The sequence below is a fragment of the Phytohabitans houttuyneae genome (assembly GCF_011764425.1).
GTDB classification, from domain to species: Bacteria; Actinomycetota; Actinomycetes; order Mycobacteriales; family Micromonosporaceae; genus Phytohabitans; species Phytohabitans houttuyneae.
On record NZ_BLPF01000001.1, the window covers coordinates 2,026,255 to 2,044,690 of the forward strand.

The 18,436-nt window shown below is 71.2% G+C and carries 16 protein-coding genes and 1 pseudogene; 3 read left to right on the plus strand and 14 right to left on the minus strand.

Annotated features, from left to right (window positions below):
• Positions 1 to 29: 29 nt before the first annotated feature.
• The 10 genes and pseudogenes from Phou_RS09105 to Phou_RS52395 all read right to left on the minus strand — a co-directional run bounded on the left by Phou_RS09105 (position 30) and on the right by Phou_RS52395 (position 12,131).
• Complete coding sequence (locus tag Phou_RS09105) at positions 30 to 1,355, minus strand: outer membrane protein assembly factor BamB family protein (protein WP_173055286.1); 1,326 nt, start codon at positions 1,353 to 1,355, stop codon at positions 30 to 32.
• A 2-nt stretch (positions 1,356 to 1,357) separates the two neighbouring features.
• Positions 1,358 to 2,617, minus strand: a complete 1,260-nt coding sequence (locus Phou_RS09110) for an outer membrane protein assembly factor BamB family protein (RefSeq protein WP_218578886.1) — start codon at positions 2,615 to 2,617, stop codon at positions 1,358 to 1,360.
• 40 nt (positions 2,618 to 2,657) lie between these two features.
• Positions 2,658 to 3,965: an outer membrane protein assembly factor BamB family protein gene (locus tag Phou_RS09115; protein WP_173055290.1), complete on the minus strand. Its 1,308-nt coding sequence runs from the start codon at positions 3,963 to 3,965 to the stop codon at positions 2,658 to 2,660.
• 45 nt (positions 3,966 to 4,010) lie between these two features.
• Entirely contained in the window at positions 4,011 to 5,348 is a 1,338-nt protein-coding gene (locus Phou_RS50595; RefSeq protein ID WP_178134957.1) for a hypothetical protein, read from the minus strand.
• 57 nt (positions 5,349 to 5,405) lie between these two features.
• Positions 5,406 to 7,351: pseudogene (gene dxs / locus Phou_RS09125) on the minus strand (1-deoxy-D-xylulose-5-phosphate synthase).
• Between the two features lie 24 nt (positions 7,352 to 7,375).
• Positions 7,376 to 8,512, minus strand: a complete 1,137-nt coding sequence (locus Phou_RS09130) for an ABC transporter ATP-binding protein (RefSeq protein ID WP_173055292.1) — start codon at positions 8,510 to 8,512, stop codon at positions 7,376 to 7,378.
• Between the two features lie 71 nt (positions 8,513 to 8,583).
• Positions 8,584 to 9,399 carry a carbohydrate ABC transporter permease gene (locus Phou_RS09135; RefSeq protein ID WP_246273443.1) on the minus strand — a complete coding sequence of 272 codons (816 nt, stop codon included), beginning with the start codon at positions 9,397 to 9,399 and terminating at the stop codon, positions 8,584 to 8,586.
• Positions 9,396 to 10,310, minus strand: a complete 915-nt coding sequence (locus tag Phou_RS09140) for a carbohydrate ABC transporter permease (RefSeq protein ID WP_173055294.1) — start codon at positions 10,308 to 10,310, stop codon at positions 9,396 to 9,398. The genes Phou_RS09135 and Phou_RS09140 overlap by 4 nt, the downstream gene beginning before the upstream one ends.
• Positions 10,294 to 11,580, minus strand: a complete 1,287-nt coding sequence (locus Phou_RS09145; RefSeq protein WP_173055296.1) for an ABC transporter substrate-binding protein — start codon at positions 11,578 to 11,580, stop codon at positions 10,294 to 10,296. The genes Phou_RS09140 and Phou_RS09145 overlap by 17 nt, the downstream gene beginning before the upstream one ends.
• A 398-nt stretch (positions 11,581 to 11,978) precedes the next feature.
• Positions 11,979 to 12,131 carry a hypothetical protein gene (locus tag Phou_RS52395; protein ID WP_246273831.1) on the minus strand — a complete coding sequence of 51 codons (153 nt, stop codon included), beginning with the start codon at positions 12,129 to 12,131 and terminating at the stop codon, positions 11,979 to 11,981.
• Between the two features lie 327 nt (positions 12,132 to 12,458).
• Here Phou_RS52395 and Phou_RS09155 point away from each other — a divergent pair, with 327 nt between their 5' ends.
• A complete protein-coding gene (locus Phou_RS09155; RefSeq protein ID WP_173055298.1) occupies positions 12,459 to 12,686 on the plus strand; it encodes a hypothetical protein in 228 nt (75 codons plus the stop codon).
• 24 nt (positions 12,687 to 12,710) lie between these two features.
• On the opposite strand, the gene Phou_RS09160 is transcribed toward Phou_RS09155, so the two are convergent.
• Together Phou_RS09160 and Phou_RS09165 are read right to left on the minus strand one after the other, a co-directional pair.
• A complete protein-coding gene (locus Phou_RS09160; protein WP_173055300.1) occupies positions 12,711 to 13,916 on the minus strand; it encodes a class I SAM-dependent RNA methyltransferase in 1,206 nt (401 codons plus the stop codon).
• 2 nt (positions 13,917 to 13,918) lie between these two features.
• A complete protein-coding gene (locus Phou_RS09165) occupies positions 13,919 to 15,922 on the minus strand; it encodes an APC family permease (protein WP_173055302.1) in 2,004 nt (667 codons plus the stop codon).
• A 92-nt stretch (positions 15,923 to 16,014) separates the two neighbouring features.
• Between Phou_RS09165 and Phou_RS09170 the strand changes: the two genes are divergently transcribed.
• Positions 16,015 to 16,680 carry a potassium channel family protein gene (locus Phou_RS09170; RefSeq protein WP_173055304.1) on the plus strand — a complete coding sequence of 222 codons (666 nt, stop codon included), beginning with the start codon at positions 16,015 to 16,017 and terminating at the stop codon, positions 16,678 to 16,680.
• Positions 16,677 to 17,372 (plus strand): potassium channel family protein, encoded by a 696-nt coding sequence (locus Phou_RS09175; protein WP_173055306.1) that lies wholly within the window; start codon positions 16,677 to 16,679, stop codon positions 17,370 to 17,372. Before Phou_RS09170 ends, Phou_RS09175 begins: the two co-directional genes overlap by 4 nt.
• Before the next feature lie 8 nt (positions 17,373 to 17,380).
• Here Phou_RS09175 and Phou_RS09180 read toward each other — a convergent pair whose 3' ends face one another.
• Complete coding sequence (locus Phou_RS09180; RefSeq protein ID WP_173055308.1) at positions 17,381 to 18,037, minus strand: DUF3159 domain-containing protein; 657 nt, start codon at positions 18,035 to 18,037, stop codon at positions 17,381 to 17,383.
• Positions 18,038 to 18,040: 3 nt separating this feature from the next.
• Positions 18,041 to 18,421, minus strand: a complete 381-nt coding sequence (locus tag Phou_RS09185) for an OB-fold nucleic acid binding domain-containing protein (RefSeq protein WP_173055310.1) — start codon at positions 18,419 to 18,421, stop codon at positions 18,041 to 18,043.
• Between the last annotated feature and the right edge of the window lie 15 nt (positions 18,422 to 18,436).

Genomic DNA, 18,436 nt, shown 5'->3' on the forward strand with positions numbered 1-18,436 from the left:
CCGGCGTGAGCCAAGGTAACCCGGCGCCTCTACGGGACGGGGTGCCAGACACCCACGGTCGCGTTGAGGCGGCGGCAGATCACCGCGCCCACCTGTACCTCGCAGTCACCGGTGACACCTTTGATCACGCCGAAGAAGTGCGCGCCGCCGCTTCCCGGGTCGACGTGGGCCAGCCAGGCCCGGGAGGTGGTCAGGTCGGTGCGCATCGCGATCAGCTCGCCATCGTCGGCCGGTGGCGCGATCACGTTCCAGCCGCCGAGCCGGGCCACCTCGCGCCCGGTCGCCGGGTCGAGCGCGGCGAGGTCGGTGAGGCCGTCACGGCCGCGCTGCCCGCCGAGGAGGAAGTCGCCGGCGCCGCTGAGGGACGTCCGGCTCGGGTCGGCCCACAGCACCCGCCCGGTGGCCGGGTCGAACACCCGCACGCCGCCCAGGTGCGCCACCGCGCAGAGCTTGTCGCCGCACCGCGGCACCACGTACTCCCGGGCCAGCTCGATCGGGCCGCTCCACCTGCGCTCGAGGCGCTCCACGCCGTACGCCACGGCCGTCGGGCCGTCGCGGACGAGCAGCATGTCGCCGGCGAACTGGACGTAGCTGGCCGGGATGTTCGGCGGGCGGGCCGGCAGGAGGTCGGCGGCGGCCAGCACCCGCGCGTCCTCGACCTCGCGCACCTCGACCGTGCCGGAGGGCAGCAGCGTGACGACGTGGGTGACCGAGTCTCCCGAGTACCGGTACGAGAGCCATCCGCCGGTCGGCACCTTGTAGGTCCACCGGACGCTGCCGCTCACCGGGTCGACGGCCTGCAGCACCTCGCGCCCGGTCGAGGCGGCCGGCGTGCCGTCCGGCGAGGTCCAGAGCAGCACCCTGCCACCCGGCGTCACGCCCTCGAAGAGCGCCCGGCGCCGCCACGCGATCTGGCCGGTGGACTCGCGGATCGAGATGCTCTCGACCTGCTCCTGCAGCTCGGGCTGGGTGCTGATGAGCATCTGGCCGGACGCGGCGCCGACCCCGCGCAGCGCGCCGGACAGCGGAAGCAGCGCCTGCCAGCGCCGGGCGGCGTCGGGCAGCGTGTACGCCGTGATGGTGCGCCGCCCGGCCAGGGTCGTGCGATCGGAGGTGACCACGTAGTACTGCCCGTTGATCGCGAACGCCGTGTCGCCCAGCCGCGCCGGGATCGTGGCCTCCGTCATCGGCACCGGCTCGGGCACCGCCGGACCCATCGTGGTGGCCAGCACGACAAGGGCGACCAGCACCCAGCCGAACCGCGACCGCACCGGCGCGCGCACGGGCTCGTCCGGCACGTCCAGCTCGTGGCCGTGCCGCATCTCGCCGAGCTCGATGACGCTCGTCAGGGTCACGGTTACAGTCTGCGCTCGGGGTACCAGACTCCGATAGATCCGCCCGCCCGCCGGCACACCACGGCGACCGCGGCGGCCTGGCACTGGAAGACGTCCGCGAGCACGCCGAGCACCTCCACGGCCGGTACGAGCGGGTCGAGGCGCGCGACGAGCGCACGGGAGCCGTTTTCCCGAATGCCGAGCATCTGGCCACCCACTGCGGGCAGCGACGCGCTCCACTCGCCGAGCTCGCCGACGACGTGCCCGTCAGTGGGGTCGAGCACGGCGGCCCGCGCGTTTGTCGACTGGCCCCGGCCGTACGCGAGCAGGTAGGGACCGACGCGGTACGCGTACCCCCAGCCGGCCGCGGCCCACCGTGTGCGCCCGGTGGCGATGTCGACGAGGCGGAGCTTCTCGTCGTTGCCGGAGCCCACGCAGAGCGCGTCGCCGCACTCGCCGCTGACGAACTCGTTCTGCAGGTCGATGTCGGCCTGCCAGCGGCGGTCGAGGCGGTCCCTGCCGTACGCCGTGATCACCGGCCGCCCGCCGGACGTCCCGGGGATGAGCAGCAGGTCGCCCACGATCTGCACGGACATCTGCTGGTCGAACGGCAGGTGCGCGGTGGCGAGCAGCGCCCCGCTGTCCGCGTCGAAAAGCCGCGCGATGCCCGCCTTGTCCCAGTGCACGAGGCGATCGCGGTCGATCAGGACCTGTTCGTCCGTGGAGTACTGGCGCGACCAGCGCACGTTTCCGGTCGCCAGGTCGACGTTGAACAGCCGCTGCGCCACCACCGGCGAGTAGTCCTGCAGGAGCCCGTGGCCGGGCCCGGTGCGGTGGTACCACCCGCTGCGCCGCCACACCTCCTGCCCGCTCTCCGGCTCGATGGCGATCGTCTGTACCTTCCCTCCGTCCGCCACGGCCAGCAGCGTCCCGTCCACAAGGGACGCTCCGCGCAGCGGGCCGTCGGTGTAGAGGCGGGCCTCCCACTCGGGGCTCGTCGCGTCCGGCAGGCGGTAGCGGGTGACCGTGCGCAGGCCCGCCCGGACTGTGCCGCGGCTGGGCCGCAGGAGGTAGAGCGCGTCGCCCTCCACCACGACCTCGTCGGCGGCGGTGGCCCGGATGACCACGGAGACCAGCGCCGACCGCTTCGGCGCGGCCGCACTGCCGGTGCCCATCAGCGCGGCGAGGGCGAGCAACGCCGCCATGCCCCGCCGCTGCCGCAGGGAGAGGGGGCGGGGCGCCAGCTCGACCTCGTCCCGAGGCATCCCCAGGTCGATCACCATAAGCAGCCGATCCCCGGCGCCGCCGGAAGGTTCCGGAGGCTCAGCGGTACGTCCAGACGCTCAGCCTGTCGTCCGGCACGCGGCACACGACGCTCTGCTCGCCCGCGACGCAGTCCCATACCCGATATGGCACCACACCGAGCGGCCGCGGCGCTGCCGTGTGCGGTCGCGCGATCGACAGCCAGCTCCGGTCGTCGCCGATCGTGCGACCCACCGAGACGAGCCCGTGCTCGGTGCGCGAGGTCAGGATCGTCTCCAGCCCGCCGAGGTCGAAGAGGGTACGGCCGGTGGCCGGGTCGACCGCCGCCAGGCCGGCCGGCTGCGCGTCCGCCACGAGCACACCGCCCACGTCGAACACCGCGTCCGCGTCGTCGGTGTGCCACACGAGCGCGCCGGTGGCCGGGTCGATGGCCTCCACGCCGAACGCGTTGGGCGTGCAGACCAGAGCGCCGCAGGGGCTGAGACGGCGCGCGTCGTCCTCGCTGAGCGCCCGGCGCCAGCGCAGCTCCAGCGTGCCGGTGTCGTACGCGGCGATTCCCCGGCTGCCCTCCGCGTCCTGGTAGCTCAGCAACAGCGAGTCGCCAACGGTCACCGAGAGGTTGGGGCTCACGCCGGGCGGCAGCACCGCCCGGGAGACCAGCACCCGGCCGGAACGGACGTCGCGGATCTCGACCTGGCCGCCACCGTCGCCGCTGGTCACGGTCACAGCCCGCCCACCGGGTACCGGCCGGATGGTGGTCGGCGCGGCAAGGGTGGACTTCCACAGGTCCCGTCCGGTGGACAGGTCCACCGCACGCACGGTCGGGCCGGACGGCTCGTCCGGGCGCAGCACGCCGCCGATCACGCCGGTGCGCCCGTCGTCGGCGACCGCGACGCGCGTGGGCAGCGTCCAGAGCACCCGGCCGGTGTCCGCGTCGACGGCGGTGGTCGGCGTGGTGATTCCTTCGCCGCCGACGAGGCCGGTGACCAGCACGAGCCCGTCGGCCCGCTGCACGTCGACGAACTGCTCGACGCTCGACTCGTACGGAGCGGTCCACAGTGGACGTCCACTGGGCAGCTCGTACGCGGACAGCAGCCAGCGGTGCTCGGTCGGTGGACCGGTGCGCTCGGCGCTGGCCACCGACACGTACAGCCGGTCGCCGAGCACCACGAAGTCGGTGCGCCGGTCGAGCGCCATGCCGCCGGTGAGCGTGAGGCTTGGCGCCGGCGCGGGCCCGGAGCCGGTCACGGCGAGCAGCAACGCGATGACGAGGGCGAGCGTGACCGGGCGCCACTGCCCGGGCCGCCGCCCCCAGTCACGCAACCGCGCGGCCGGCGGCTCCCGATCCAGCCCGAGATCGATCACCATGCGGACAAGCCTGCCACGCGCCGCCGCCGGGGCACCGCCGCGGGCCTACGCGCGGCCGGCCTGCTGCGGCACGCGGGCGGCGTCGCGCTGCCAGGTCTGCACGTACGTGAACGCCGACATGCGCTCGACGTCGTCGAGCTTGAGCACGTCCGCGACAAGCTCGACCAGCTGGTTGCTGTCGCTGTATCCGCCGGCCGGCGCGTGGCTGTCGAGCGCGGCGTGCACCCGGCTGCGCAGCGACCGCTCCCGGCGAGCGGCCGGGGACGCGGGCGCCGCCTCCGGCTCGGCGTCGGCCTCGGGCGCCGGCGGCTGCTCCGGTACCGGCAGCCGCGCGGTGGTGCGCGAGCGGCGGCGCGGCGAGTCGCCATCGGCCGCGCGGGTGGTGGCACGGCTGGGACGCTGCAGCTCCTCCCACTCGCGCCGGACCGCCTCGATGACCCTGAACTCCTCGCTCGGCTCGGTCAGCGCGGCCGAGGGCACCACGGCGGGCCGCATGGGCAGGACCTCGGTGACCTCCACCGGCTCCAGGTCCTCCGCGACGGGGGTGGGCTCCACCGGTGCGGGCTCCACCGGCCGCACGGCCTGCGGCTCCTCACCCGGCGCCAGGCCGGCAAGGCGCGCGGGCGCGAGGTCGGCGGCGATCAGGTCGGTCAGGCCGTCGTAGTCGGCGCGGCGGGCGAGCCGGGCGGCGATCTCGTCCAGGTCGTACACCGCGAGCGCGATGTCGGCGGTCTTCGGGTCGACGGCGGAACGGATCTTGCGGTGCAGCACCTTCGCGATCGCCCGCTGCCGCCGGTCACGGCGCGTCTCCGCGCGGGCGGCCGCGATCGACGTATAGAGCCCGAGCCCCGAGTCGGCCTTGGCGAGCGACTTCGCGCGCAGCGTGAGCAGCGGGTGGCGCACCCAGTGGGCGAACACCTCGTACGCCGGGGTGGTCGGCGGCAGGTCACCGGTCGCGCGCAGGCGGTCACGGCGCTGGTTTTCGGTGTGCGTGAGCCACACCAGGTAGCCGAGGGCCGACATGCCCGAGAAGAAGCCGCCGAGCAGGTGGTCGTCGTGGGCCAGCCAGTTGAACGCGACCGCGCCCACCGCGATCGCCGCCGACAGCAGGCGGGAGCCGATCGCCCGCTCGCCGAGGCGGCGCCGGACGTCGGCGTTGGCGAGCACGACGATGCCGCCCAGCTCCAGCGCGCCCACGGCCGGTATCGCCGCGGCGAGCGGGATGCCCAGCGCCTCGACGGCGCCGGAGACCTGGCCGGCCAGCGCGACCAGCAGCACGACGACGTAGAAGCACTGCCGCATCACCGAGGCCCGCCGGACGGCCCGCTGCAGGGCAGCGTCCAGGGTCGCCCGGCCTCCGCCAACCGCCCGCTCGTACGCCACCGCGCCTCCCCTCGCTGTGACCGCGACCCGCGCTCGCGCGAGGGCCAGTGCGAGACGTTACTTGGCGGAGGACCCCCGACCAAGGACATTCGCGTCGACGAACGAATGGGCCGGCTCGCCGGCTTCGATGCGGGTCAGCCAGCCGGTGACCTCGCGGGCCACGTCCTGGGCGGTCAGGCCGAGGTCGGCCAGGATCTGGGCGCGGCTGCCGTGCGCGTGCCAGCCCACCGGCACGCCGAGGTCGCGGACCGGCACGTCGACGTCGGCGTCGCGCAGCGCCTTGGCCACCGCGTCGCCCACGCCGCCGGCGCGCACGCCGTCTTCGACAATCACCACGAGACGGTGGAGTCGAGCCAGCGCGACGATCTCCTCCGGCACCGGGCGCACCCAGCGGGGGTCGGCGACCGTCACGCCGTATCCCTGCTCGCCCACCCGCTGCGCCACCTCGAGGCCCAGCTGCCCGAACGCGCCGACCGCGACGAGCAGCACGTCGCGGGAGGACGTCTCGGCCAGCACGTCCACGCCGCCCACCCGGCGGACCGCGGGCAGGTCGGGCGCGACCGAGCCGGTCGGGAAGCGGAGCACGGTCGGACCGTCGTCGACGGCCAGCGCCTCGCGCAGCTCCTCGCGCAGCGTCGCCGCGTCGCGGGGGCCGCGATCCGCAGACCGGGCACCACACCGAGGACCGACATGTCCCAAATGCCGTAGTGGCTCGGGCCGTCCGGCCCGGTGATCCCGGCCCGGTCCAGCACGAACGTCACCGGCAGCTTGTGCATCGCCACGTCGAGCAGCACCTGGTCGAACGCGCGGTTGAGGAACGTCGCGTACACCGCGACGACCGGGTGCAGCCCGCCGAGCGCCAGGCCGGCGGCCGAGGTGGCCGCGTGCTGCTCGGCGATGCCCACGTCGTAGACGCGCTCCGGGTACTTGCGGGCGAGCGCGGCGATGCCGGTCGGCTCGGCCATCGCCGCCGTGATGCCGACCACGTCCGGCCGGTCGTCGGCGATGGCGACGAGCTCCTCGGCGAACACGTTGGTCCACTTCACCGAGGGCGCGGCGAGCAGCTTGCCGGTCTCCACGTCGAAGGCGCTGCTCGGCCCGTGCAGGCAGTCGGCCTCGTCGTCCTCGGCCGGGCGGTAGCCGTATCCCTTGCGGGTCACCGCGTGCACGATCACCGGGCCGCCGAAGCCCTTGGCCCGGCGCAGCGCGGACTCGACCGCCGCGACGTCGTGACCGTCGATCGGGCCGACGTACTTGATCCCGAGGTCCTCGAACATCGCCTGCGGCGCCACAGCGTCCTTGATGCCCGTTTTGACCGCATGGAGTACCTCGTACACCGGGCGCCCCACGATCGGCGTCGCGCCGAGCGTGTCCTTGACCGCGTCGAGCACCCGCTCGTATCCCGGGTTGAGCCGCAGGCTGGAGAGGTGCTCGGCGAGCCCGCCGATCGTCGGCGCGTACGAGCGGCCGTTGTCGTTGACCACGATCACCAGCGGGTTTTTCGCCGCGGCGATGTTGTTGAGCGCCTCCCAGCACATGCCACCCGTGAGCGCGCCGTCACCGACCACGGCGACCACCTGCCGCGCCTCACCCCGCAGGGCGTACGCCTTGGCGAGCCCGTCCGCATACGACAGGGCGGTGGAGGCGTGCGAGTTTTCGATGACGTCGTGCTCGCTCTCCTGCTGGCTCGGGTAGCCGGACAGGCCACCCCGCTGCCGGAGCTGGTCGAAGCCGGCCTGGCGGCCGGTGAGCATCTTGTGCACGTACGCCTGGTGGCCGGTGTCGAAGAGGAACCGGTCCAGCGGCGAGTCGAAGACCCGGTGCATCGCAAGCGTGAGCTCGACCACGCCGAGGTTGGGGCCGAGGTGCCCGCCGGTCCGCGACACCTTCGCCACCAGGAAGTCGCGGATCTCGGCGGCGAGGATCGCCAGCTCCTCCGCTGTCATGCGCTTGACGTCCTGCGGACCAGAGATGCTGCTCAACAGACCCGGTTCAGAGCTCATGCCGGCCGAGTCTATCGGCAACCCTCACAGGGCCGCTCCGGAGTCCGGGTCGAAGAAGTACAGCCTTTCGGGGTTGATTGCCAAGGTCAGAGGCTCGCCGACACTGACTGGCTGGTCAGCCGAGAGGCGTACGGTGAATCTTGCCCGGTCCTCCGGAAGGAGTAGCGCGTCGTCGGCGGTCTGCGCGTCCACCGCGGCCCGGGTCGCCTCGGTGTCCACCCGCGGCGCGTCCAGATCGAAGATCACGAAGCGTTCGTCGCCGAGCTCCTCGACGATATCCGGCCGCACCTCGATGGTCGGCCAGCCGTTGCCGTTTGCCGGCGTGAGGCCGGTGGGGCGCACGCCGAGGATGACCGGCCGCTCCCCCAGGTCCCGCTGGATCGGGATGCGCGCGTCACCGAACGTGACCGCGCCGCCGGCGACGGTCGCGCGGACGAAGTTCATCGACGGCGAACCGATGAACGCGGCAACGAACAGGTTGACCGGCTTGTGGAAGAGCGTCTGCGGGGTGTCGCACTGCTGGAGAAGGCCATCGCGGAGCACCGCCACCCGGCGGCCGAGCGTCATCGCCTCGACCTGGTCGTGCGTCACGTACACCGTCGTGGTGCCCAGGCGCTGGTGCAGCAGCGAGAGCTGGGCGCGCATGCTGACCCGCAGCTTGGCGTCCAGATTGGACAGTGGCTCGTCCATGAGGAAGGCCTGCGGTTCGCGTACGATCGCGCGCCCCATCGCGACCCGCTGCCGCTGCCCACCGGAGAGCGCTCCCGGGCGGCGGTCGAGCAGGTGCTCCAGGCCGAGCACGCCGGCGACCTCGCCGACCCGCCGCTCCCGGTCCGCCTTGGGCGTGCGGCGCATGCGCAGCCCGAACGCCATGTTCCGGCGCACCGACATCCGCGGGTAGAGCGCGTAGCTCTGGAACACCATCGCCACGTCGCGCTGCTGCGGAAGCTCCTCGGTCACGTCCTTGTCACCGATGAAGACCTTGCCCTCGGAGACCTCCTCGAGGCCGGCGATCATGCGCAGCAGCGTGGACTTGCCGCAGCCGGAGGGACCGACCAGCACCATGAACTCGCCCGGCTCGACGGTCAGGTCGACGCCCCGCACCGCCACGACGCCACCCCGGAACTTCTTGGTGACGCCTTCCAACCTGATCCCGACCATCTCTACCTTTCTTGCTCGCTCGCTCAGCGTCGGCCCCGAGGGCCGACGCCTCCTCCGCTCGCTCGCGTGCTCTACCCTTTCAGCGCGCCGGCCATCAGGCCGCGCATGAAGAACCGGCCCAGCAGGATGTACACGAGCAGCGTCGGCACGCTGGCCAGCAGCGCGCTCGCCATCGCCTGGTTGAACGGCACCGTCTGCCCGCCCGCGATGTTGTTGAGCGCCACGGTGATCGGCCAGAACTCGCGGCTGGTCAGCAGGACGCCGAAGAGGAAGTCGTTCCACGCCGAGGTGAACTGCCAGATCAGCGCCACCGCGAAGGCCGGCGGCGCGATCGGCAGCGCCACGAAGAAGAACGTGCGCAGCATCCCGGCACCGTCCACCTTGGCCGCCTCGATGACCTCGTCGGAGAGGCCTGTGAAGTAGCTGCGGAAGATGAGCGTGGTGATCGGCAGGCCGTAGATGACGTGCACGATGATGAGCCCGTCCAGGCCGCCGACAAGGTTGGCGCTCTGCATCGTGCGGTACATCGGGATCAGGATCGCCTGGTACGGGATGAACATGCCGAACAGGATCAGCGGAAAAACGAAGTCGGCGCCGGGAAAGCGCCACTTGGAGAGCACGAAACCGTTGGCCGCGCCGAGCATCGCCGAGATGAGGCTCGCCGGTACCGCCAGCAGCAGGCTGTTGACAAAGCCCTCCCGCAGGTCCGGCCACACGATCCGGAAGTTTTCCATCGAGAACGAGGCGGGCAGCTCCCACATCCGCACCACGCTGACCGAGGCGGGATCTTTGAGGGCGGTGACCAGCAGCGCGTACACCGGCATGAGGAAGAAGCAGGCGAGCAGAAACAGGGCCAGGTAGCGGGTGGTCTTCGCGAGTGTCCTCACTTGCGGCGCTCCGTCCTGACAGACCACCAGATGTACGGCACGATGACCGCCGCGATGCCGAAGAGCAGCAGCGTGGCGATGGTCGCGCCGCGGGCGAAGAAGCCCGGCTGGAAGGTGGTGAACCACATGTACAGCGCGGGGGTGTCGATCCGCAGGTTGCCCTGGTCGATCGCGTAGAAGAGGTCGAACGTCTTCATCGAGATGTGCGCGAGGATCACCACCGCGCTCATCAGCACGGGCAGCAGCATCGGCCGCACCACGTGCCAGAAGACCTTCCGCTCGGGCGCGCCGTCGACCCTTGCCGCCTCTTTCAGCTCCTCGGGCACCGCGCGCAGGCCGGCGAGGAAAAGCGCCATCACGTACCCGGAAAGGGCCCAGCCGGCGGGGAGCGCGATGGCCGCGATCGCCCAGGACGACGGTGTCTTGTGCCAGTCGCTGAAAAGGAAACCAAGGCCGATGTTGTCGAAGAGCTTGTTGAGGCCGGCGGTCGAGGGGCCCGAGCCGTTGTTGAGCAGCCACCGCCAGATGATGGCCGTGGCGATGAACGAGATGGCCATCGGAAACAGGAAGACGCTGCGGAAGAACGCCTCGAACCGCACGCCCTTTTCCAGCAGCATGGCCATGAGGAAACCGAGCAGCAGCGAGCCGCCGATGAACACCACCGTGAAGACGGCCAGGTTGCGCACGTCGATCTGAAAGCGCTCGTTGTCGAACAGCTCGGTGTAGTTGCGCGTGCCCACCCAGTCGTACACCGGCGTCTGGCCGCGCCAGCTCGTGAACGAGACCCGGATGTTCCAGCCCAGGAAGCCGTACACGAAGATGCCGAGCAGGATCAGCGAGGGTGAGACGAGCAGCAGCCCCGGGCCCCAGGCCCGGAGCCGCCGCCTCGCCCTGCTACTTGTTCGCGGCATATGCCTTTGCCACCGCGTCGGCGAACTTCGCCACGTCGCTGTCCTGCACGAAGATCTGCAGCGCCGTGTCGATCTCACCCTTGAACGCGTTGTTCGCCACCACACCGTGCGCCAGCGAGCCCACGATCTTCGTCGCCGGGTTCTGCCACTCGGCGAGGGCCGTCGCCAGGTAGTCGGTGTACTTGCTCTTGTCGGCGTCGACGCGCGCCGGCACCGAACCCTTCTGCGGGTTGAACGCGTCCTGCCCCTCGATCGAGCCGCACTCCACGAGCCACTTCTCCGCCGCGCCCTTGTGCGGCGCGCCGACCGGCAGCGTGAACGAGTCGGAGAGGAAGTTGTAGACGCCCTCGCTGCCCGGCGAGGCCACCACGTCGTACCCGGTCTTGAACTTCAGCGCCTTGGCGCCCTTGAGGTAGCCGTCGGCCCAGTCGCCCATCACGTTGTAGGCGGCGGTGCCGTCCACGACCTTGTCGAGCGCCGGCTGCCAGTCGGCCGCCGCCGACTTGAGGTCCGAGAAACCCAGGATCTTCGTGTACTTGGTGAGCGTCGCGGTCACCTCGGCCGACTTCCAGTCGGTCGACCCGTTCCACAGCCCGGTGTACTTGTCGGTGCCGAGCTCGCCCAGCAGCACGTTTTCCAGCAGGTGTTCCTGCGTCCAGCCGGGCCCGATGGAGAGCGCGGTGATGTTCTTGGACTTGAGCGTGGCCGCCTGGGTGAGAAACTCGTCCCACGTCTTCGGCGGCGCGCTGATGCCCGCCTTCTGCAGCGTTGCCGGGTTGAACCACAGCAGGTTCGAGCGGTGGATGTTCACCGGCACCGAGTAGATCTTGCCGTCGACCGTGATGGCGTCGACGAGCCCTTTGGGAAACTTCTCCTTCCAGCCCTCCTGGTCGTACAGGTACGTGATGTCCTCCACGTACCCGGCCTGGATGTCGCTGGCCAGCTCGAGTCCAGCGTGGACCTGGTACGAGTCCGGCGGGTTCTTCGCCTGGAGGCGGGTGGCGAGCACGGTCTTGGCGTTGGTACCCGCACCACCGGCCACGGCCGCGTTGTTGAACTTGATGCCCGAGTTCTTCTTCGCGAAGTCGGCGATCATCGCTTCCAGGCCCTCTTTCTCGCCCGGCCCCGCCCACCACGAGAAGACCTCGACCTCGGTGTCGCTGCTGCCGCTCGAGCCGCCATCGTCGTTGGCACTGCTGGAGCAGGCGGGCAGCGCGATCAACGCTGCGGCTAAGCCCAGGGCGACAGCGCCCCGTCGGCTGTATCGCATACCACCCTCCCAAAGGTCGCGTTTGCCGTCGAACGATCGCCCTCTGAAGACAAGGTTGTCAACGCCCGGACGCGATACCGTGATCGAGCCGCAACGATGCCGCCCGAACGGGCGGAGAGCGCTCTTCCGCTTGCCCAGAACGCCCTTTCAACCTGCCCATCCGGACACCCGCCGCCCGCGCGCGCCCTCCGCCGCCGCAGGGCCCCAACACTCCAAGATGGACGTCCGCGCTGCAGCGCCCGTCGCGACCGCGGCGTCCCGTCACCGCCGCGCTCCACCCGCCCGCCGTCCAGAAGGCTTCGCCGGGCGGGCCGCAGGGCAGCCCCACGCGTCACTGCCCGCAGAGGTCCGGCCGAGACCCTCCATCACGGAGAGCCCGCCGCGCCGAACCGCTTCCCCTACGCGAGGTGAATCCAGATCAAGCCAGGGCGGCATGAGTCCGGTAGGCGGTCTTGGACGCCGAGGTCGGTCAGGGCGTGCCGCCGGGCCCGTCCACGGCGGTAGACCAGGGCGTTGCCGGTGATCACGCGTTCGATGGTGGTGATGCCCACGGCGGCGAAGTTGGGACGTCAGCCGTGCCGCGCCACGCTTGAGCTGCGTGCGTAGCGCCACCCGGGCTTGCGTTCGGAACCGCGGACCGGCGGTCCGGACCGCAGCGGTCGCTACCGGTCGCAGTCACGTATCCCTTGGACGTTCAGCGAGCGGCCATTGACATTTGTACGAGCCGTTCCGTGATTGGAATTCAGCGCATTGGCGCGCCAATTCCGCGACCCTCGACAATGGAATACCGAGAAGGTTACTGTCGTGACCAGGACACTTTCCCCCATACGAGTTACGAAACGGACAGATGCCCCGAGCCGCCGAGTACGCTCTGTGACATGTCCGCCGCTCCCCCGGCACATCGCGCGCGCCGCCCGGATGGTTCCGCCGCCGGTCAGACGATCGCGATGCTCGTCATTCTGCTGCTGTCACTGCCCTTGCTGCCGTTAGTGCTCATCGTCGTCGCGGTCGTGCGCGTCCGCGATCGGCTCACCACCACTCGGGCGGCGCGCCAGTCGGCGACCCTCACGCAGCCCGCCACCGCTATTCAGCGACCCGTCGTTTAAGGCGCAGGTCCCAAACCGCGCCGCTCACCCTCCGAGCGGAATGCGCGACAACAGCCCCACGCATTCGACGTGGTGCGTCATCGGAAACAGGTCGAACGCCCGCAGCGTCGCGAGCTGCCACCCCCCGTCCCGAAACGTGCGCACGTCCCGGGCGAACGCCGCCGGGTCGCACGCCACGTACGCGACGGCGCGCGGGTCCGCGGCCATCACAGCCTTGGTCACCGCGGCGCCGGCGCCGGTGCGGGGTGGGTCGAGCACGATCAGGTCGACCGGTCCACGCAGCGCCGGCCCGCGCCGGGCGCGGCCACGTCCCGAGCCGACGACGGCGGCCTCCACCGTGGACCGCACCACGCGCAGGCCGGTGAGGTCGGTGAGGTTGTCGCGCGCCGCGGCCACCGCGGAGTGTGCCGCCTCGACCAGCGTGATGTCCGCGTCCGTGCCGAGCTTGCCGGCGAGGGCGGCGGCGAAGAGGCCGGCGCCGCCGTACAGGTCCCACGCGGACTCGCCGGGCCGCGGCTCCAGCAGGTCGAGCACCGCACCGGCCAGCGTGTCCGCCGCCGCGGGGTGCACCTGCCAGAAGGCACCGGCCGGGAGCGTCCACTCGCGGCCGGCGGCCCGCTCGACGATCGGTCCGTCGAAGTCGCCGTCCGGGGCCGCGACGGCCGGGCCGGCCGAGGGCGCCACGGCATCCACTGTGGAGGCCGATGGCCACGGCCGCCCGGTCACCGGCAGCTCCTGGATGGCCGGGTGGGCGATCCGGCACCGGTCGATCGGCACCACCTCGTGCGAGCGGTGCTTGAGCAGTCCGGCGTGGTCGGCGGCGTCGACCGTGTACCGCACCCGCGTGCGCCACCCCAGCGTCCCGCCGGGCAGCGGCTCCACACGTACCGGAAAGTCGGGCAGGCCGGCCAGCCGCGCCAGCTGCTCACGCACGACGGCGGCCTTCCACGAAAGCTGGGCCGCCGGTGCCACGTGCTGGAGGTCGCAACCGCCGCAGGCGTCCGGCCGGGCGTACGGGCAGGGTGGCTCCACCCGGTCCGGTGAGGCCTCCAGCACCGAGATGGCGTCGGCCCGCAGGTACCCGGGATGCTCCTCGGTGATCTCGGCGACCACCCGCTCGCCCGGCAGCGCGTGCCGCACGAAGACCACCTGGCCGGGCGGGTCGCCGACGCGTGCCACGCAATGGCCGCCGTGTGCCACCGCTCCCACGGTCAGCGTGACCCGTTCCATGATCACTGCGGGGGCGTCCGGTCACGCGGTCCGCGCGCGGGCCCGCGGGCCAGGTCGCGGTCGAGGCGGTCGAGGTCCTTCGCGGCGCTGGAGGCGAGCTGCCACGGCACGCTGGTCACCATCACGCCCGGCTCGAAGAGCAGCCGGCCCTTGATGCGCAGCGCGCTCTGGTTGTGCAGCAGGTGCTCCCACCACCGGCCCACCACGTACTCCGGAATGAAGACGGTGACCACGTCCCGGGGTGAGCTGCGGCGGACCGACTTGACGAAGTCCACGATCGGGCGGGTGATCTCCCGGTACGGCGAGTCGACGACGGTGAGCGGCACCGGTATCTCCCGGCGCTCCCACTCCTCCTGGATCCGCCGCGTGTCCTTGTCGTCGACGTTGACCGTGACCGCGGTGAGCGAGTCGGGGCGGGTGGCCTGCGCGTAGGCCAGCGCCCGCAGCGTCGGCAGGTGAACCTTGCTGACCAGCACGACAGCGTGGTTGCGGGCGGGGAGCACCGGGCGGTCCTCGTCCGGCGTGAGCTCGCGGGAGACCGTGTCGTAGTGCCTGCGGATCGCCAGCATCGTCACGTAGATCACGGCCATCGCGGCGATCGCGATCCACGCGCCGAGCAGGAACTTCGTGATCAGCACGATCACCAGCACGGTGCCGGTCAGCGCGGTGCCGAAGGCGTTGATGGCGCGCGAGCGGATCATGCGGCGGCGCTGCTCGGGATCTCGGGTGCGGGGCAGCAGGCGGTTCCAGTGGCGGATCATGCCGGCCTGCGACAGCGTGAAGGACACGAAAACGCCCACGATGTACAGCTGGATCAGGCGCGTGACCTCGGCCTGGAACGCGGCGATCAGCACGATCGCGAAGAGCGCGAGCAGCACTATGCCGTTGGAGAAGGCCAGCCGGTCGCCGCGGGTGTGCAGCTGGCGGGGAAGGTAGCGGTCCTGGGCGAGGATCGAGGCGAGGACCGGGAAGCCGTTGAAGGCGGTGTTCGCGGCCAGGAAGAGGATGAGGGCGGTCGCGGCGGCCACGATGTACAGCAGGATCGAGCCGCCGCCGAAGATCGCCTCGCCCAGTTGGGTGGTGACGGTCTTCTGCTCGTACCCGGCCGGGCCCTCGACGATCTGCAGCCCCGGGTCCTCGACGAACTGCAGATGGGTCAGGCGGGACATCCAGATGATGCCGACCAGCATCGTGACCGCGACGGTGCCGAGCAGCAGCAGCGTGGTCGCGGCGTTGCGGCTCTTGGGCGGTTTGAACGCGGGCACGCCGTTGGAGATCGCCTCCACGCCGGTCAGCGCCGCGCACCCGGACGAGAAGGTGCGTAACAGCAGGAACACCATCGCGAACCCGGTCAGGTGGTCGTCTTCGGCCGCGATCAGCAGGTCGGCGCTGGGCGCGCGCAGGTCGTCACCGAGCACGAAGATGCGGACCAGGCCGGTCAGGAGCATCCCGATGATGACGATCATGAAGCCGTACGTCGGGATCGCGAACGCCGTGCCCGACTCGCGCAGCCCGCGCAGGTTCATCGCGGTGAGCACCACCACCGCGGTCACCGCCACGCCCACCTTGTGCTCGGCGACCCAGGGGATGACCGAACCGAGGTTGGCGACGCCGGACGAGGTCGACACGGCCACCGTGAGCACGTAGTCGACCATCAGCGCGCTGGCCACACCCACGCCCGCCTTGGCCCCCAGGTTGACGGTCGCCACCTCGTAGTCGCCGCCGCCCGACGGGTAGGCATGCACGTTCTGCCGGTAGCTCGCCACGACGGTGAGCATCACGACGACGACGGCCAGCGCCACCCACGGCGAGTAGAAGTACGCCCCGGCGCCGGCGATCGAGAGGGTCAGCAGGATCTCGTCCGGCGCGTACGCCACGCTGGAGAGCGCGTCCGAGGCGAACACCGGCAACGCGATGCGCTTCGGCAGCAGCGTGTGCTGGAGGCGGTCGGACCGGAAGGGCCGGCCGACAAGAAGCCGCTTCAGCAGGGAGGTGGGACTGACCACAAGCGCCGATCGTACGGTGGCGGGGTGGGCTGTGCCCCGCCGGAGCCGATCACGTGGGAGGCTTCACGTGGAAACGAGAGGAGAGTCACGGGGTGCACGTGGTGATCATGGGCTGTGGGCGGGTGGGCTCGACGCTCGCGCACAACCTGGAGGGGCGCGACCACACGGTCGCGGTGATCGACCAAAACGCGGACGCTTTCCGGCGGCTTGGCCCCGAGTTCGGGGGTATCACGGTCACCGGCATCGGCTTCGACGGCGACGTGCTCCGCGAGGCGGGCATCGAGCGGGCCGACGCGTTCGCGGCGGTCTCCAGCGGTGACAACTCCAACATCATCTCGGCCCGCCTGGCCCGCGAGACGTTCGGCGTCTCCCGCGTGGTGGCCCGCATCTACGACCAGAAGCGCGCCGAGGTGTACGAGCGGCTCGGCATCCCCACGGTGGCCACCGTGCGGTGGACCGCCGACCGCATCCTGCGCCAGCTCGTCCCCGAGGGCACCGTCGAGATCTTCCGCGACCCCACCAGCACCGTCTCGATCATCGAGGTGCCGCTGCACAAGGACTGGTTCGGCCACCCGGTCAAGCAGCTCGAGGCCACCACCGGCACCCGCATCGCGTACCTGACCCGCTTCGGCATCGGCACGCTGGCCAGCGGGTCCACCATCCTGCAGGAGGGCGACCAGGTGTTCATGCTGGTCACCGACGACATCACCGAGCGCGTGAGCATGGTCGCCAGCACCGCGCCGGAAGGGGGTCGGTGACCATGCGGGTCGCCATCGCCGGAGCGGGCAACGTGGGTCGCTCGATCGCCCAGGAGCTCATCGAAAACGGCCATCAGGTGATGCTCATCGAGCGCCAGCCCAAGATGCTGCGCCCCGAGCGGGTGCCGGCCGCCGAGTGGGTGCTGGCCGACGCCTGCGAGCTTGCCAGCCTCGAGGAGGCGGCGCTGTCCAGCTGCGACGTGGTCGTGGCCGCCACCGGCGACGACAAGGTCAACCTCGTGGTGTCGCTGCTGGCCAAGACCGAGTTCGCGGTACCGCGGGTGGTCGCCCGGGTCAACCGCGCGGAAAACGAATGGCTCTTCACCGACCAGTGGGGCGTCGACGTGGCGGTCAGCAAGCCTCGCGTGATGGCCGCGCTGGTCGAGGAGGCGGTCACGGTCGGCGATCTGGTGCGGCTGATGACGTTCCGGCAGGGTGAGGCCAACCTCGTCGAGATCACGCTGCCGCCCACCGCGCCCTACGTGGGCCATCCGGTGCACGCCGTCCCGCTCCCCCGCGACGCGGCCCTGGTGGCCATCCTGCGCGGCAAGCGGGTGCTCGTGCCCACCCCCGACGACCCGATCGAGGCGGGCGACGAGCTTGTCTTCGTGTGCACCGCCGAGGTCGAGGACACCGTGCGCGCGGTAATCCTCGGCGCCGACAGCGTCGAGCGCACCCGCGGCGGCGTCTGAGCCTCGCCCTACGCGGGCGCGGCCTCCGTCTCCGGCGCCGACTTGGTCTCGCGCCGCACGGCCCACACCGTGAAGGCGAGCAGCAGCAGGTACGGCGGGTAGCCGAGCACGAGCCGGGCGACGCCGAGCGCGGTGTCCTGGTCGGCGACGTAAAGGGCCGCCTGCACGCCGACCTTGGCCAGCCACACCACGCCCCAGAGCACGGTCAGGCGGCTGAAGAGGCGGATCAGCTTCGGGTCGGTGCGCCACTCGGCCTTGCCGCCGGCGACGATCACGGACCAGATCCAGCCGACGAGCGGCTGCCGGACGGCCACCGAGACCAGCAGGGCCAGGCCGTAACCGATCCCGTACAGGATGCCGGGCAGGTAGAAGTCTTTTTCGTCACCGGTGCGCCACGCGATGAACGCGCCGATGCCCACGCCGAACAGCCCGTTGACCGCGTGGCGGACGGGGCGGCGCTGGATCAGGCGGAGGGCGGCGATGGCCAGCGCCACGCCGACGGAGGCGATGAGGGCCGGGTTGAGGTCGGCGATGATGTTGACGAACACGAACACCACGACCGGCACGCTCGACTCGACCAGGCCCCGCCAGCCGCCCAGCTGGTCGGCCATCTGCTCGGCGAAGCTGGGCAGGCGTTCTTCGTCGTCCTCCGGCTGCGTCGTCATAGGTTATCGAGGCGCTTCCAGCTCGTAGTACGGGTTGTAGATGACTTTACGGTCATCGCGCACCGCGACGCGACCGCGCGCCGTCAACTGCCGGCCGGGCTCGATTCCGGCGATGTGCCGGCGGCCGAGCCACACAAGGGTGACGACGTCACTGCCGTCGTACAGGTCCGCCTCCAGGGTGGGCAGGTTGGTCCGTGGAGTGTAGACCACCGTACGCAACCGGCCGGACACCGATACGAGCTGTCCCCGGCGGCACATGCCCGCCAGGGTGGACCCGGACTCCGCGCTCTCCCGCTGCAGCTCCTCCGCGTCGAGCTCCGCCTCGCTGGCGGTGAGGCGCTGGAAGAACCGGCGTACCGAAGATGAGGATTGGTCGGTCGCCATGACCTTGGGTCTCAG